Here is a 14526-nt window from a genome sequence, read left to right as displayed (position 1 = left end):
ACCTAAAATTCAGTGTTAAGGATTGCGTAACAAAGCATTTATTAACATAAGGGTCCTGAACCTTGGCTGATCCAAATCACCCTTGCGCGATCAAGGTCACAAACAGGATCAAAAGATCGCCCGTCACCGGGCGATCTTTTACTTGCCTGATTACTGCTGATTCTCCTGTTCGGTGAACAGATCGCTGAACAGCATGCTCGACAGATAACGCTCACCCGAGTCCGGCAGGATCACAACGATCGTCTTGCCCTGCATCTCCGGCGTCTCCGCCAAGCGAACCGCCACGGCCATCGCCGCGCCGCAAGAGATGCCGCACAAGATCCCTTCTTCCTGCATCAAACGCAGCGCCATGGCCTTCGACTCTTCGTCGGTCACCAGCTCGACGCGGTCAACCATCGACAAATCCAGGTTCTTCGGCACAAAACCGGCACCGATGCCCTGAATCTTGTGCGGGCTCGGCTTGATCTCTTCACCGGCCAGCGCCTGGGTAATCACCGGCGAGGCCACAGGTTCCACCGCCACCGAAGTGATCGGTTTGCCCTGGGTATTCTTGATATACCGCGAAACGCCGGTAATGGTTCCGCCGGTACCTACGCCAGCCACCAGCACGTCAACGGCGCCATCGGTGTCGTTCCAGATTTCCGGGCCGGTGGTTTTTTCATGGATGGCCGGGTTGGCCGGATTATCGAACTGCGCCGGCATGAAGTATTTGTCGGCATCGCTGGCAACAATCTCCGACGCCTTTTCGATCGCGCCTTTCATGCCTTTGGCCGGCTCGGTCAACACCAGTTCGGCGCCCAGCGCTTTCAGAACCTTGCGCCGCTCAATACTCATCGACGCCGGCATGGTCAGCATCAACTTGTAACCACGGGCGGCAGCCACGAAGGCCAGGCCAATGCCGGTGTTGCCCGACGTCGGTTCGACGATGGTCATGCCCGGCTTGAGTTTGCCGCTGCTTTCGGCGTCCCAGATCATGTTGGCGCCGATCCGGCACTTGACCGAATAACCGGGGTTGCGCCCCTCGATCTTGGCCAGGATGGTCACACCGCGTGGCGCGATGCGGTTGATCTGCACCAACGGCGTATTGCCAATGGAATGGGCATTGTCAGCAAAGATACGGCTCATGGCTGGGTCCTTATGCAGCATTGAATTTAGCGCTCCAAGGTATGCCTGTTGCCCATCACAGTCCAGTCGGGTCGAACGTCTGTCGACGTCCGCAGTCAATCGCTTTATATCGTTCGGGAATCGTCACCATGAAGCGTCGTTACAGTTGGCCGTTGTGGGCCTTCGCCACCGTCATTGTGTTACTGGTCGCCTTGCATATCGCCCTGCCCTACCTGGTGCGCGACTATCTGAATGACAAACTGGCGGACATGGGTGATTACCGTGGCCAGGTGACCGATGTTGACCTGGCGCTGTGGCGCGGCGCTTACAAAATCAACGGCCTGAAAATCGTCAAAGTCGACGGCAAGGTACCCGTGCCGTTCGTCAATGCGCCCGTGATTGATCTGGCGGTGAGCTGGCACTCGTTGTGGTACGACCATGCGGTGGTGGGCGAAGTGCAATTCTTCAATCCCGAAATCAACTTTGTCGACGGCGGCGCCAACAAGCAGAACTCCCAGACCGGTCAAGGTACTGACTGGCGCGAGCAATTGGGCAAACTCCTGCCGATTACCCTTAACGAAGTGCGCATCAGCGACGGGAAAATCACGTTCCGCAACTTCAACTCCAAACCGCCCGTGAACATGAATGCAACCAACGTCGATGCCAGCATCTACAACCTGACCAACGTGGTCGACACCGAAGGCAAACGAGATGCGCGTTTCGAGGGCAAAGCCTTGTTGCTCGGCCATGCTCCTCTGGAAACTACCGCGACCTTCGATCCGCTGAGCAACTTCGAAGACTTCGAGTTTCGACTTCGCGCAAAAGACATCGAGCTCAAGCGAATGAATGATTTCGCTTCCGCCTATGGCAAGTTCGATTTCAATGCCGGCCATGGCGACGTGGTGATTGAAGCGAAAGCCGAAAAAGCCAAAGTCACCGGTTACATCAAACCGCTGCTGCGCGACGTCGATGTGTTCGACTGGCAACAAGACGTCGAGAACAAAAACAAAGGACTGTTTCGCTCGGTCTGGGAAGCACTGGTCGGCGGTACCGAAACCGTGTTGAAGAACCAGGTCAAAAACCAGTTCGCCACTCGCGTAGAACTGAGCGGCAATGTTCATCAGCAAAATATCAACGCGTTCGAAGCGTTTTTGCAGATTTTGCGCAATGGATTTGTTCAGGCGTTCAATGCTCGCTATGAGCGGCCGAAGCCGGATGAGGGTTGAGTCAACATGTGACGCCCCATTCAGAGACTGAATAAGCCGTCTGCGTTCACAGTCGACCGGGCTGCGCGTTATAGTCGGGGCATCCGATTATTTCGCCCCCGCCCTGCCCGTTCAGGTCGGCGTTACCGTTCGAGGATTAGCAGATGAAGTTCGAAGGCACCCAGGCCTACGTTGCCACCGATGACCTGAAGCTGGCAGTCAACGCCGCCATCACCCTGGAGCGGCCGCTGTTGGTCAAGGGCGAGCCCGGTACCGGCAAGACCATGCTCGCCGAGCAACTGGCCGAATCGTTCAACGCCAAGTTGATCACCTGGCACATCAAGTCCACCACCAAGGCCCACCAGGGTCTGTACGAGTACGACGCGGTCAGCCGTCTGCGCGACTCGCAGCTGGGCACGGAAAAAGTCCACGATGTGCGCAACTACCTGAAGAAAGGCAAGCTCTGGGAAGCCTTCGAGTCCGAAGAGCGGGTGATTCTGCTGATCGACGAAATCGACAAGGCCGACATCGAGTTCCCGAACGACCTGCTGCAAGAACTCGACAAGATGGAGTTCTACGTTTACGAGATCGACGAGACGATCAAGGCCAAGAAGCGCCCGATCATCATCATTACCTCCAACAACGAGAAAGAGCTGCCGGACGCCTTCCTGCGTCGCTGCTTCTTCCATTACATCGCCTTTCCCGACCGCACCACCCTGCAGAAAATCGTCGATGTGCATTACCCGGACATCAAGAAGGACCTGGTCAGCGAAGCGCTGGACGTGTTCTTCGACGTGCGCAAGGTGCCGGGCCTGAAGAAGAAGCCATCGACTTCGGAACTGGTCGACTGGCTGAAGCTGCTGATGGCCGACAACATCGGCGAAGCAGTGCTGCGTGAGCGCGATCCGACCAAAGCCATCCCGCCGCTGGCAGGCGCGCTGGTCAAGAACGAACAGGACGTGCAACTGCTTGAGCGCCTCGCGTTCATGAGCCGTCGCGGCACCCGCTAAGAGGCTGATGCCATGTTGCTCAACCTGTTCAATGAAATGCGTGCAGCCAAAGTGCCGGTATCGGTGCGCGAGCTGCTCGACCTGATCAACGCGCTGAAACAGCGCGTCACGTTCGCCGACATGGACGAGTTTTACTACTTGTCGCGGGCGATTCTGGTGAAGGACGAACGGCATTTCGACAAGTTCGACCGTGCGTTCGGCGCTTACTTCAATGGCCTGGAAAAGCTCGACGATCACCTGCAGGCGCTGATTCCCGAAGACTGGCTGCGTAAGGAGTTCGAGCGCTCGCTGAGCGACGAGGAACGTGCGCAAATCCAGTCCCTGGGTGGCCTGGACAAGTTGATCGAAGAATTCAAAAAGCGCCTGGAAGAACAGAAGGAACGTCACGCCGGCGGCAATAAATGGATCGGCACTGGCGGCACCAGTCCGTTCGGCTCCGGCGGGTTCAACCCGGAGGGCATTCGGGTCGGCGATGCTGGCAAGCGCCAGGGCAAAGCGGTGAAAGTCTGGGATCAACGCGAATACAAAAACCTCGACGACTCGGTGGAACTGGGCACGCGCAACATCAAGGTTGCCCTGCGTCGCCTGCGTAAATTCGCCCGCCAGGGCGCCGCGGAAGAGCTGGATATCGACGGCACTATCGACCACACAGCCAAAGATGCCGGTCTGCTGAACATCCAGATGCGTCCGGAACGCCGCAACACGGTGAAGCTGTTGCTGCTGTTCGACATCGGCGGTTCGATGGATGCGCATGTGAAGATCTGCGAGGAACTGTTCTCGGCCTGCAAGACCGAGTTCAAGCATCTGGAGTATTTCTACTTCCACAACTTCGTGTACGAGTCGGTGTGGAAAAACAATATGCGCCGTACTTCCGAGCGCACTTCAACCCAGGACCTGCTGCACAAGTACGGAGCCGACTACAAAGTGATCTTCATCGGTGACGCCGCCATGGCGCCTTATGAAATCACCCAGGCCGGCGGCAGCGTCGAGCACTGGAACGAAGAGCCGGGATATGTGTGGATGCAGCGGTTTATGGCGAAGTACAAGAAGCTCATCTGGATCAACCCGTATCCGAAAGATACGTGGGGGTATACCTCGTCGACCAATATCGTCAGGGATTTGATCGAGGATCAGATGTATCCGCTGACCCTTCGCGGGCTGGAAGAAGGGATGCGGTTTTTGTCCAAGTAAAAGCAAAAGATCGCAGCCTTCGGCAGCTCCTACAGAGGAATCCGCGTTTCCCCTGTAGGAGCTGCCGAAGGCTGCGATCTTTTGATCTTCAACCAAGACGCTGCAAATACTCGACATGTTCGCGGTGCGCAACTTCCTGCACTACCGGCCTCAACCGCACCTGCGCCCCAGGCAGGCGCTGCGCCAATCTCGCCAACGCCAACGGCGTCAACGCCCCCAGGCGCGGATAGCCGCCAATGGTCTGCCGATCATTGAGCAACACAATCGGCTGCCCGTCCGGCGGCACCTGCACCGCGCCTAGCGGAATGCCCTCGGAAATCATCGGCACCCCTTGATATTGCAATGCCTTGCCTAACAGGCGAATACCCATGCGATCGGCGCGACTGTCGAGCGTCCAGGCGCTATTGAACACGTCAAACAGACTCTGCCCGCTGAACTGACCGATTTGCGCACCGAGCACCAGGTCCAGCGGCTCATTCGAGCGCAGGTCCGGTTGCTGCTGATGCGTTACTTCGCGCATTTGAGCGGCTTCGCCGTGATAGCTCAGCGTCGAGCCCTTGGCCAAGGGCAAGCCCATGCCATCAAGCCCGCCAAGCTCTTCGCGCACCACCGTTGCACTGCTGCCCAATACCTTTGGCGCGTCGAAGCCACCGGGCGCCGCCAGATAAGCCCGGGCGCCGAGCAATGGCTGGGTAAACTGCAATGTCTGCCCTTTGCTCAATTTGAAACTGCGCCATGGCGCCAACGCCTGGCCGTCGATCAGCGCACCAAGATCAGCCCCGGCCAGCGCCAGCATGCAGTCCTCTTCGGCCACCACCGCAAACCCGCCCAAGGTGATTTCGATGACCGGCACATCCAGTCCATTACCCAGCAACCAGTTGGCCCAACCCATCGAACACCAATCCGCCGCGCCGCCCTGAGTCACGCCCAGATGTCGCACGCCAAAGCGCCCGGCGTCCTGCAACAGGCACAGCGGTGTGCTGGTTTCAATCGTCAGTCGGCTCATGTCAGCGCCTCCAGCGGCGTGTCATCACCGCCCAGATTGATGAACTCGGCATGACTGACCGCTTCGAACCGCACCGTGTCACCGGGCTGCATCAGGCTGTAGCCGTCACGATTGCGATCAAAGAGCTTCGTCGGGGTGCGACCGATCAGGTTCCAGCCACCGGGCGATACGACGGGGTAAGCGGCAGTTTGCCGCTCGGCAATACCGACGCTGCCAGCGGCAACTTTCTTGCGCGGGGTATTCAGACGCGGCGCTGCCAGAACCTCTTCGACCAGTCCCATGAAAGCAAAACCCGGCGCAAAACCGAGGGCGAACACCTGGTATTCCCTGGCGCTGTGGCGACGAATCACCTCCTCCACGGCCAGACCGCTGCGCTCGGCGATCAAGCTCAGCTCGGGGCCGACACTCAGGTCGTACCAGACCGGCAACACGTGGCACTGACCGACGGTTCGCGCATCTGGCGACAGATCGATCAACGCCTCAGCGATCAATTCCCGCGCCTGCTTCGGACTCAACGACGTCAAATCGTAATGCACCATCAATGTGGTGTAGGACGGCACCAGGTCAATCAGCTGCGCGCCGAACACTTCACGCAACCGCACGCTGGCCGCGAGCATCCACGGCATGTTGGCTTCGGCGATTTCATCGAACAGGCGCAGCATCAGGCAATCCAGCGCCACCACTTCAATCCGTGGATTCATGGCGCGTTCTGCTGATTCAAAGCCTCACGGATGCGCTGCACGGCAGCCACCGAACTGGCGTTGTCGCCATGCACGCACAGGGTGTTGGCCTGCAAATGCAATGCACTGCCATCGCTAGCGGTGAGCGCGTCACCACGAGCGATGATCAAGGCTTGCTCGATGATTTTTTGCGGGTCGTGATGCACAGCGCCCGGCTGATGCCGCGAGACCAGTCGGCCGGCGCTGTCGTAGGCGCGGTCGGCGAAGGCTTCGAACCACAGGGTCACGCCGTACTCGTCACCGAGCTGCTGCGCCGCCGCATTGTCGCGGGTTGCCATGAGCATTAGCGGCAACGCGCGGTCGTAGGCGGCAACGGCCTGAATCACTGCGCGCAACTGCGCCGGGTTGGCCATCATGTCGTTGTACATCGCGCCATGGGGTTTGACGTAACTGACCCGCGCGCCCTGGGCTCGGCAGATACCGTCGAGGGCGCCAATCTGGTAATGCAGGATGTCTTGCAACTCTTGCGCGGAATAGGCCATGGAGCGGCGACCGAATCCGACCAGATCCTGATACGCGGGGTGCGCGCCAATCTGCACGCCGTGGCTGAGCGCACGGCTGACTGTTTTACGCATGATGCTCGGATCGCCGGCATGGAAACCGCAGGCCACGTTGGCGCAATCGATGAAGGGCATCACCTCGTCATCCAGACCCATGGTCCAGCTGCCGAAGCTCTCGCCAATGTCGCAGTTCAATAACAGGCGGCTCACGGTAAACACTCCTGTAGCTTCTTGTCTTTCTATCCGTAGGACAAAGCCCGTTGGGCAATGCCCCGCAGGTTATCAGTTACTGCGCATCCAGTTGCTTGCCGCGAGTCTCCGGCAAGCTCAACGCCGCGAGAATCACCACGCCGTACGACACCGCGGCAAAGGCCCCAATGCCCACGCTCAATGGCACTTTCTGGCTGAGCAGACCGATAAACAGCGGAAACAGTGCCGCCAGTGCCCGACCGATGTTGTAGCAGAAACCTTGGCCTGAACCGCGAATTCGCGTGGGGAACAGCTCAGTGAGAAACGCGCCCATGCCGCTGAAAATCCCCGAAGCAAAGAACCCCAACGGAAAGCCCAGCCACAGCATCACGCCGTTGCTCACTGGCAATTGCGTGTACAGCAGAACGATGGTGAACGAACCGACGGCGAAGAGGATGAAGTTCTTCTTGCGACCCAACAGGTCGGTCAGATAGGCGCTGATCACATAGCCGACATACGAGCCGACGATGACCATCGCCAGATAACCGCCCGTGCCGAGCACACTCAAGCCACGCTCGTTTTTGAGGAAGGTCGGCAGCCAGGAGGTGATCGCGTAGTAGCCGCCCAGCGCACCGGTGGTCAGCAACGACGCACGGATTGTGGTGAAGAGCATGCCGGGGGCGAATATCTCGTAGAACTTCGCCTGATTTTCCGGAGTTTGCGCAGCCTTGGCCTCGCGATAGATCTCCGGGTCTTTGACCAGACGCCGCACGAAAATCACGAAAATCGCCGGGACAATGCCGAGGATGAACAGCGCCCGCCAGGCGTCTTCCGGTGGCAATACCGAAAACAGCAGCGCATACAGTATCGCGGTCAGGCCCCAGCCCAGCGCCCAACCGGATTGCACCATGCCGACGGCTTTGCCGCGATCCTTGGCGCGGATCACCTCGCCGATCAGCACTGCGCCTGCGGTCCATTCACCGCCGAAACCGAAGCCCATCAGGGTACGAGCGATCAGCAGTTGTTCGTAGTTTTGCGCGAAGCCGCACAGGAAGGTAAAGAAGGCAAACCACAGCACGGTCAGTTGCAGCGTGCGCACGCGACCGATGCGGTCGGAGAGAATGCCGGCGACCCAACCACCAATGGCCGAAGCGATCAAGGTGCTGGTGTGAATCAGTCCCGCTTCACCGGTCGTGATTCCCCACATCGCGATCAGGGTCGGCACGACGAAACTGAGCATCTGCGTGTCCATGCCGTCCAGACCGTAGCCGATCTTGCAGCTCCAGAACGTCCGGCGCTCCTGTTGGTTGATGTTGCGATACCAGTCGAACGGCCCCGGACGCGCCGATGGCTTGGTTAGATCGATAGTGTCGGGAGCACTCATGGCAAATCTCCGCAGGTTTTTTATTGGTCTTGTTCGCAGCCCCGACGACGCCTATCGTGGGAACCGGATGCGCCGATTTTTCGTCCCGTAGCCCTGCTGCGTCCAACGAATAAAACCTCGCCTTAGGCATAAGAAAAATTTGTCACCCGAGCCTTGCCCATGAACCTGAAGTTTCTCGAGACCTTTGTCTGGGTCGCCCGGCTGAAGAGTTTTCGTCTGACCGCCGACAAGCTTTTCACCACCCAGGCGTCGATTTCCAGCCGCATTGCGGTGCTTGAAGGCGAACTCGGTGTGAAGCTGTTTTTGCGTGATTCGCGTGGCGTGAGCCTGACGCCCGAAGGCTTGAAAGTGCTGGACTATGCCGAGCAGATGCTCGACACCATGCAGGCACTGAAGCAATCGATCGAGACCCGTTCGAGCAAAGTCGGCCGTGTGCGTATCGGTGTCATGGACACGGTGATTCACACCTGGCTGAGCCCATTGGTGGCGCAGATGACCGAGCTGTATCCACAAGTTGAAATCGAGCTGGTGGCGGATACGTCGCTCAATCTCTGCGATCAGCTGCAAAAAGGCTTTCTCGATCTCATCCTGCAAACCGACCTGGTGCGCCATGAAAGCGTGCGCAGCCTGGAACTGGCCAGCCATCCGCTGGGCTGGATCGTCGCCAGCAATTCGATCTACAACCGCGAGTACGCCGATCTCGCCGAACTGGCACAGGAGCGGATCATCACCTACTCGAAAAACTCGCGACCGCATCAAGACATTCTGGCGCTGATGCAGGCCAGCGGCGTGCTGGCGCCGCGCTTGAACTGTGTGAATTCGGTGTCGGCGATTACCCGGTTACTGCGTGACGGGTTTGGCATTGGTGCGCTGCCACCGGTGCTGGTAGCCGAGGAACTGGCGCGCGGGGAATTGACCTTGCTCGGCATCGATAAAACACCGCCGGCGTTGCAGGTGGTGGTGTCGTGGCGGGTGGGGGTCGAGTGGGTCGAGGAGATCGTGACGTTGTGTCAGCAGGTGTTGGCGGGGTATGCGCGCAAGGTGGGCACGGGTTACATCAAGCTGAATATTTAGAAGCAAAAGATCGCAGCCTTCGGCAGCTCCTACAGGGAAATGCACATCCCCATGTAGGAGCTGTCGCAGACTGCGATCTTTTGATCCAGTGCCTTAGAGGCCGCGCACGTCGCGGTCTTCGATCGGCCGGCTCTGGCGCAGGCGCCTGCCGCCCAGCACGACCCAGTCGATCAGCCGGAACAGGCATTCGATGCCGAACGACAGCAACAACGCCCCGCTCATGCCCCAGATCATGGCTTCAGGCGTCAGCAGAATCTGGTAGCTGTAGCCATTCCAGGTTTCCTTGCGAATATCCGGATCGGCGGCCAGCACCACTTGCAGGAAGCGGATGTACCAAGGGCCCTGCATCGCCTGGAATTGCTTATCCAGTGCAATCTGACGGTTGAGCAGGGTGCTCAGGCTGTCGGCGTCGCTGCGAAACACAGGGTCTTCACTGGCGCGGTAATGCGCGACCAGCGCCTGAATGTCGCCCTTGAAGAACTGCTCGGCAGTGCCCTGAAACCCGCGCAGACCGGTCTGCGCCTCGATCAGATGCGCCTCGACCCGCTTCGCGTAATCGTTGATGAATCCCGGCACTTGGACACCGATCAACAGGCCCGCCGCAAACAACACCAGCCGTAGATAACTGAGCAACATGGGATGCAAATCCTTATTCGGTCTTGCCCTGGCTTACGCATTCGCCGCGTCGCCACAGGCTCCATTGGCCCGGTTCGTAGCGGGTCCAGGTTTCGTTTTCGGTCAACGGTTCAGTCGCAATGACCGTCACCACATCGTTTGGCGTGGTTTCGGCCTGAAAATCGACGATCACGTCGACATCCTTGAGCCGCGCCGGGCCGAACGGTGCGCGCCGGGTGATCTGTGCCAGTTTGGTCGTGCAATAGCAGAACAGCCAGTCGCCGTCGCTGAGCATGCAGTTGAACACGCCTTTGCTGCGGTATTCGGCGCACGCGGCGACCAGATCCGGCAGCAGCACTTCTATATCGACCGGTTCGGGAAATGCTGCACGCACACGGTTGAGCAAATCGCAGAACGCCGCTTCGCTGTCGGTATCGCCGACCGGGCGGTAGAAACTTTTGATCGGGGTGAAGTCGGCGAGTTGGCCGTTGTGCGCGAAGCACCAGTTACGCCCCCACAGTTCGCGGACGAACGGGTGGGTGTTGGACAGGCAGACCTTGCCGACATTGGCCTGACGGATGTGGCCAATGACCACTTCACTCTTGATCGGATAGCGCTGAACCAGGTTGGCGACTTCCGACTCGCAACTCGCCGCCGGATCCTGGAACAGCCGCAGGCCACGGCCTTCATAGAACGCAATGCCCCAACCGTCGCGGTGCGGGCCGGTGCGACCGCCGCGCTGCATCAGCCCGGTGAAGCTGAAGACGATATCGGTCGGCACGTTGGCACTCATGCCCAGTAATTCACACATGTGCGGACTCTCGGGATTACAGACGCGGCTCGACCCGCATGCGCTGCGGATTGTTCGGTACCGGCGGGCGACCGTAGCGGTCGTCTCCGGCGGCGCCGAAGGGTTGATCATCGTCACGATCGTCGGCGCGGGCGGCGGCTTTGGCAGCTTCAGCCTGTTCGCGGCGAGCTCTGGACGCGCGCTCGATCGGCAAGCGGATCAGCACGTAAATCAGGTAGATGCCGAAGGCAATCATGCCGTACATGAACAGATCGGAGACCGCCCGCCAGGCGTTGTTGCCCACCTTGAACGCCAGATCCAGCGCAGTGATGGCGATGGCCGGGGCGACCATTTCCTTCACCGGATCAACGATAGTCGGGCTGAACAGCAGCACCGCCATCAGTACACGAAGTGGCTCGCGCAACCAGCGCCACATCCAGCGGGTCAGGCGCATCCATACCAACAGGCAGCCTACAGCGGCAAAGCCGTAGAGGCCCCAGGCGATCAGATAGTCGTTCTCGGTCATGGTGTCCATGGCAAGGCAGGCAAAGAGGCGCTTATAGTAACGACTTTTCGCCCGCCAGGCTTGTCACAATAGACACACAACCTGTGAGAGCGAGCCTGCTCGCGAATACGGACGGTCAGTTGAAACATCATTATCTGACCCACCGCTTTCGCGAGCAGGCTCGCTCTCACAGAGGCTGCAGTGATTTCCAGAGCGGCGAAAACCCTGATTCCGTACATTGTCCGAGAGCCTTCCATGCCCCAATCCGCCAACGTCATGAGTGCCCCGATTGCCCGCAAGGCGGCCGGTGCCGACCCGTATGCCTGGCTGCAGGAACGCGACACCGACGCGGTGCTCGATTACCTCAAGGCTGAAAACGCCTATCAGGAAGCGCAAACCGCCGACCAGGCCGAGCTGCGCGAAACCCTGTTCGAAGAGATCAAGGGCCGCATCCTGGAAACCGATTTGTCCCTGCCCTCGCCGTGGGGTCCGTACCTTTATTACACGCGCACCACGGCGGGCGATGAATACGCTCGGCATTACCGCTGCCCGCGCCCGGCGGACGACAGCCTGACCCTCGACGAAAGCCGCGAACAGCTGCTGCTCGACCCGAACGTGCTGGCCAATGGCGGTTTCTTTTCGCTGGGTGCGTTCAGCATCAGCCCCGATCACCAGCGTCTGGCCTACAGCGTCGATGCCTCGGGCGATGAAATTTACACCCTGTTCGTCAAGGAACTGTCCAACGACAAGGTCAGCGAACTGGAATTCGAAGACTGCGATGGCAGCATGACGTGGGCCAACGACAGCCTGACGCTGTTTTTCGGCGCCCTCGACGACACTCATCGCCCTTACAAACTGTTCCGTTATCGCCTGGACGGCACCGCGGCCGAAGAAGTGTTCCACGAACCGGACGGGCGCTTCTTCCTGCACTGCTACCGCTCAAGCTCCGAGCAGCAATTGCTGCTGTCGCTGGGCAGCAAGACCACCAGCGAAGTCTGGGCGCTGGACGCCAATCAGCCGCATCTGCCGTTCACTTGCCTGGCGCCTCGGGTCGAAGACCATGAATACGATGTCGATCACGGCATGCTCGATGGCGCATGGACGTGGTTCATCCGCACCAACCGCGACGGCATCAACTTCGCCCTGTATCAAGCGCCGGATACGGGTGTCGCGCCGAGCGAGGCCGACTGGCAGAACCTGATCGCGCACAGCGATACGGTGATGCTCGACGGCGTGACCCTCAACACCGAAGCGATGACCCTGAGCCTGCGCGAAGGTGGCCTGCCGATCATTGAAGTTCACCCACATGGCCTGACGCCTTATCGCGTGCAATTGCCGGACGCGGCCTACAGCCTCTACGTGCAAAACAGTCTGGAATTTGAAAGCGATCGCATTCGTCTGCGCTACGAGGCCTTGAATCGCCCCGCTCAGGTACGCCAACTGATTCTGGCGACGGGCGAACAAACCGTCCTCAAGGAAACCCCGGTGCTCGGCCCGTTCGACGCCGACGCCTACGTCAGCCAGCGCCTGTGGGCGACCGCTCCGGACGGTACGCAAGTGCCGATCAGTCTGGTGATGAAACGTGAAATGGTCGGCAAACCGGTGCCGCTCTACCTCTATGGGTACGGCGCTTACGGTTCGAGCCTCGACCCGTGGTTCTCCCATGCCCGTTTGAGCCTGCTCGATCGCGGCATGGCCTTCGCCATCGCCCACGTGCGCGGCGGCGGTGAGCTGGGCGAAGCCTGGTATCGCGCCGGCAAGCAGGAGCACAAGCACAACACCTTTAGCGACTTCATCGCCTGCGCCGAGTTTTTGATTCTCAACGGCATCACCACTGCGCCACAACTGGCGATCAGCGGTGGCAGCGCCGGCGGTTTGCTGATTGGCGCGGTGCTTAATCAGCGGCCGGATCTGTTTGGTGTGGCGATTGCCGAAGTGCCGTTCGTCGACGTACTCAACACCATGCTCGACCCGGAGCTGCCGCTGACCGTCACGGAATACGACGAGTGGGGCAATCCCGAAGACCCGGACGTCTATGAGCGGATCAAGGCCTATGCGCCGTACGAAAACGTCAGCGCGCAGAATTATCCCGCAACGCTGGTCATCGCCGGCTACAACGACAGCCGTGTGCAGTACTGGGAAGCGGCCAAGTGGGTGGCGAAACTGCGCGCGAACAAGACTGACGACAATGTGCTGCTGCTCAAGACCGAATTAGGCGCCGGGCATGGTGGAATGAGCGGGCGATATCAGGGATTACGTGACGTAGCGCTCGAATATGCATTTGTTTTCAAGGTTCTGGGGCTTGCCTGAGGAACTCCGTCGGTCACTTGGGTCTTAATTGCAGACCCAAGAGGCCGATACCCCACAAATCCAATGTAGGGTTCATATAGCGCCTGAAAACCGAGAAAACAAAAAGACAGCAATGACATGTCAGAACCAACCTTACTGAACAATGAAATCCGCGACTGGCTGATGGATTGCGGCCTGTTCGATCAATTAGCGCCGGCGGATTTTGCCGCAGCCTCCGGCTACTTCAGCATCAGCACCGTGGCTGAGGGCGAGGCGATTTTCCGCGAAGGCGATGCCGGCAGCTTCATGTGCATTCTTCACACCGGCCAGGTCGCCGTGCAGAAAACCGGGCCCGACGGCCAGGTCATTACCATGGCCACGCTGCGCAGTGGTCGGGCATTTGGAGAAATGGCCGTGCTCGATGGCGAGCGACGCTCGGCGACGTGCATCGCGGCGAGCAATTGTCAGTTGCTGAACCTGGGCAAGGATTCGCTGGAAAAAATGCTCAACGACGCACCGAAGATCGCCGCCAAGATCATCCGCGCCCTCGCCGTCTCGCTGTCCAAACGCCTGCGCATGGCTGACGGCCAACTGGCGGCGCAGCAGATTTAACCGCCCGGGGTTTTCGCCTTGGTGCCGGTCGGCTCGATGCCCGGTACCGGTTGATCCTTGCTCGGCGGGCTGGGCATTTCGATCGGCACCAGCGGTGGGCTGCCACTGCCGGCGCCCGATTTGGGAATGTTGATCGGTGTGATCTGCGGGTATGGCGTCGGCGTTGCGGTCCCGGGCGAGCCGGGTTGCGGCGCCGGGCTGACCGGAATGGCCTGCTGTGCCTGCGCTGCAGTAATCGCGAGCGCGGCCAGGGCAATGACCGTTAGAATGGTGCGCTTCATCAAGGGCTCCGTTTGGCCTTAGTCTGCGCTC

At 59.5% G+C, this 14526-nt stretch carries 15 protein-coding genes; 6 read left to right on the top strand and 9 right to left on the bottom strand.

Annotation, left to right across the window (positions count from 1 at the left end):
- Positions 1-150: 150 nt before the first annotated feature.
- Positions 151-1125, bottom strand: a complete 975-nt coding sequence (gene cysK / locus AB4P97_RS02760) for a cysteine synthase A (RefSeq protein ID WP_042558111.1) — start codon at positions 1123-1125, stop codon at positions 151-153.
- Positions 1126-1253: 128 nt separating this feature from the next.
- Between cysK and AB4P97_RS02755 the strand changes: the two genes are divergently transcribed.
- The 3 genes from AB4P97_RS02755 to AB4P97_RS02745 all read left to right on the top strand — a co-directional run bounded on the left by AB4P97_RS02755 (position 1254) and on the right by AB4P97_RS02745 (position 4510).
- Complete coding sequence (locus AB4P97_RS02755; RefSeq protein WP_042558110.1) at positions 1254-2330, top strand: DUF748 domain-containing protein; 1077 nt, start codon at positions 1254-1256, stop codon at positions 2328-2330.
- A 143-nt stretch (positions 2331-2473) separates the two neighbouring features.
- Positions 2474-3319, top strand: coding sequence for a MoxR family ATPase (locus AB4P97_RS02750; RefSeq protein ID WP_042558109.1), 846 nt, complete (start codon positions 2474-2476; stop codon positions 3317-3319).
- Positions 3320-3331: 12 nt separating this feature from the next.
- Positions 3332-4510 (top strand): VWA domain-containing protein, encoded by a 1179-nt coding sequence (locus AB4P97_RS02745; protein WP_042558108.1) that lies wholly within the window; start codon positions 3332-3334, stop codon positions 4508-4510.
- Between the two features lie 88 nt (positions 4511-4598).
- Here AB4P97_RS02745 and AB4P97_RS02740 read toward each other — a convergent pair whose 3' ends face one another.
- From AB4P97_RS02740 to AB4P97_RS02725, 4 genes are all read right to left on the bottom strand, one after another.
- A complete protein-coding gene (locus AB4P97_RS02740; protein WP_042558107.1) occupies positions 4599-5516 on the bottom strand; it encodes a biotin-dependent carboxyltransferase family protein in 918 nt (305 codons plus the stop codon).
- Complete coding sequence (gene pxpB / locus AB4P97_RS02735; RefSeq protein WP_261735208.1) at positions 5513-6217, bottom strand: 5-oxoprolinase subunit PxpB; 705 nt, start codon at positions 6215-6217, stop codon at positions 5513-5515. The genes AB4P97_RS02740 and pxpB overlap by 4 nt, the downstream gene beginning before the upstream one ends.
- On the bottom strand, positions 6214-6966 hold the full coding sequence (locus AB4P97_RS02730) for a 5-oxoprolinase subunit PxpA (RefSeq protein WP_273878419.1): 753 nt from the start codon (positions 6964-6966) through the stop codon (positions 6214-6216). Before AB4P97_RS02730 ends, pxpB begins: the two co-directional genes overlap by 4 nt.
- Before the next feature lie 76 nt (positions 6967-7042).
- Positions 7043-8329 carry an MFS transporter gene (locus tag AB4P97_RS02725; protein ID WP_395602044.1) on the bottom strand — a complete coding sequence of 429 codons (1287 nt, stop codon included), beginning with the start codon at positions 8327-8329 and terminating at the stop codon, positions 7043-7045.
- Between the two features lie 159 nt (positions 8330-8488).
- Between AB4P97_RS02725 and AB4P97_RS02720 the strand changes: the two genes are divergently transcribed.
- Complete coding sequence (locus tag AB4P97_RS02720; protein WP_395602043.1) at positions 8489-9403, top strand: LysR family transcriptional regulator; 915 nt, start codon at positions 8489-8491, stop codon at positions 9401-9403.
- Between the two features lie 93 nt (positions 9404-9496).
- Here AB4P97_RS02720 and AB4P97_RS02715 read toward each other — a convergent pair whose 3' ends face one another.
- Genes AB4P97_RS02715 through AB4P97_RS02705 form a run of 3 tightly spaced genes read right to left on the bottom strand, consistent with a single transcriptional unit; the run spans position 9497 to position 11343 of the window.
- Positions 9497-10039, bottom strand: coding sequence for a DUF2937 family protein (locus tag AB4P97_RS02715; protein WP_150594356.1), 543 nt, complete (start codon positions 10037-10039; stop codon positions 9497-9499).
- 13 nt (positions 10040-10052) lie between these two features.
- Positions 10053-10829 carry a class II glutamine amidotransferase gene (locus tag AB4P97_RS02710; RefSeq protein WP_042558101.1) on the bottom strand — a complete coding sequence of 259 codons (777 nt, stop codon included), beginning with the start codon at positions 10827-10829 and terminating at the stop codon, positions 10053-10055.
- A 16-nt stretch (positions 10830-10845) separates the two neighbouring features.
- On the bottom strand, positions 10846-11343 hold the full coding sequence (locus tag AB4P97_RS02705; protein WP_042558100.1) for a hypothetical protein: 498 nt from the start codon (positions 11341-11343) through the stop codon (positions 10846-10848).
- Positions 11344-11568: 225 nt separating this feature from the next.
- On the opposite strand from AB4P97_RS02705, the gene AB4P97_RS02700 reads away from it, so the two are divergent.
- Both AB4P97_RS02700 and AB4P97_RS02695 read left to right on the top strand, forming a co-directional pair.
- Positions 11569-13623 carry a S9 family peptidase gene (locus tag AB4P97_RS02700; protein ID WP_395602042.1) on the top strand — a complete coding sequence of 685 codons (2055 nt, stop codon included), beginning with the start codon at positions 11569-11571 and terminating at the stop codon, positions 13621-13623.
- Between the two features lie 117 nt (positions 13624-13740).
- A complete protein-coding gene (locus AB4P97_RS02695) occupies positions 13741-14214 on the top strand; it encodes a cyclic nucleotide-binding domain-containing protein (protein WP_042558097.1) in 474 nt (157 codons plus the stop codon).
- On the opposite strand, the gene AB4P97_RS02690 is transcribed toward AB4P97_RS02695, so the two are convergent.
- The gene (locus AB4P97_RS02690) at positions 14211-14495 is read right to left on the bottom strand and encodes a hypothetical protein (protein ID WP_042558096.1); all 285 of its coding nucleotides are present in this window, start codon (positions 14493-14495) and stop codon (positions 14211-14213) included. The genes AB4P97_RS02695 and AB4P97_RS02690 overlap by 4 nt on opposite strands.
- Positions 14496-14526 lie beyond the last annotated feature (31 nt).

The organism is Pseudomonas sp. A1230 (assembly GCF_044218825.1).
Taxonomy (GTDB): domain Bacteria; phylum Pseudomonadota; class Gammaproteobacteria; order Pseudomonadales; family Pseudomonadaceae; genus Aquipseudomonas; species Aquipseudomonas iridis.
This window is presented reverse-complemented; position numbering and strand designations above follow the sequence as displayed.

What these genes read in the sequence shown, in the direction of transcription:
- cysK (WP_042558111.1), bottom strand. Translation starts at nt 1,125, where the DNA reads ATGAGCCGTATCTTTGCTGACAATGCCCATTCCATTGGCAATACGCCG.
- AB4P97_RS02755 (WP_042558110.1), top strand. Translation starts at nt 1,254, where the DNA reads ATGAAGCGTCGTTACAGTTGGCCGTTGTGGGCCTTCGCCACCGTCATT.
- AB4P97_RS02750 (WP_042558109.1), top strand. Translation starts at nt 2,474, where the DNA reads ATGAAGTTCGAAGGCACCCAGGCCTACGTTGCCACCGATGACCTGAAG.
- AB4P97_RS02745 (WP_042558108.1), top strand. Translation starts at nt 3,332, where the DNA reads ATGTTGCTCAACCTGTTCAATGAAATGCGTGCAGCCAAAGTGCCGGTA.
- AB4P97_RS02740 (WP_042558107.1), bottom strand. Translation starts at nt 5,516, where the DNA reads ATGAGCCGACTGACGATTGAAACCAGCACACCGCTGTGCCTGTTGCAG.
- pxpB (WP_261735208.1), bottom strand. Translation starts at nt 6,217, where the DNA reads ATGAATCCACGGATTGAAGTGGTGGCGCTGGATTGCCTGATGCTGCGC.
- AB4P97_RS02725 (WP_395602044.1), bottom strand. Translation starts at nt 8,329, where the DNA reads ATGAGTGCTCCCGACACTATCGATCTAACCAAGCCATCGGCGCGTCCG.
- AB4P97_RS02720 (WP_395602043.1), top strand. Translation starts at nt 8,489, where the DNA reads ATGAACCTGAAGTTTCTCGAGACCTTTGTCTGGGTCGCCCGGCTGAAG.
- AB4P97_RS02715 (WP_150594356.1), bottom strand. Translation starts at nt 10,039, where the DNA reads ATGTTGCTCAGTTATCTACGGCTGGTGTTGTTTGCGGCGGGCCTGTTG.
- AB4P97_RS02710 (WP_042558101.1), bottom strand. Translation starts at nt 10,829, where the DNA reads ATGTGTGAATTACTGGGCATGAGTGCCAACGTGCCGACCGATATCGTC.
- AB4P97_RS02705 (WP_042558100.1), bottom strand. Translation starts at nt 11,343, where the DNA reads ATGGACACCATGACCGAGAACGACTATCTGATCGCCTGGGGCCTCTAC.
- AB4P97_RS02700 (WP_395602042.1), top strand. Translation starts at nt 11,569, where the DNA reads ATGCCCCAATCCGCCAACGTCATGAGTGCCCCGATTGCCCGCAAGGCG.
- AB4P97_RS02695 (WP_042558097.1), top strand. Translation starts at nt 13,741, where the DNA reads ATGTCAGAACCAACCTTACTGAACAATGAAATCCGCGACTGGCTGATG.
- AB4P97_RS02690 (WP_042558096.1), bottom strand. Translation starts at nt 14,495, where the DNA reads ATGAAGCGCACCATTCTAACGGTCATTGCCCTGGCCGCGCTCGCGATT.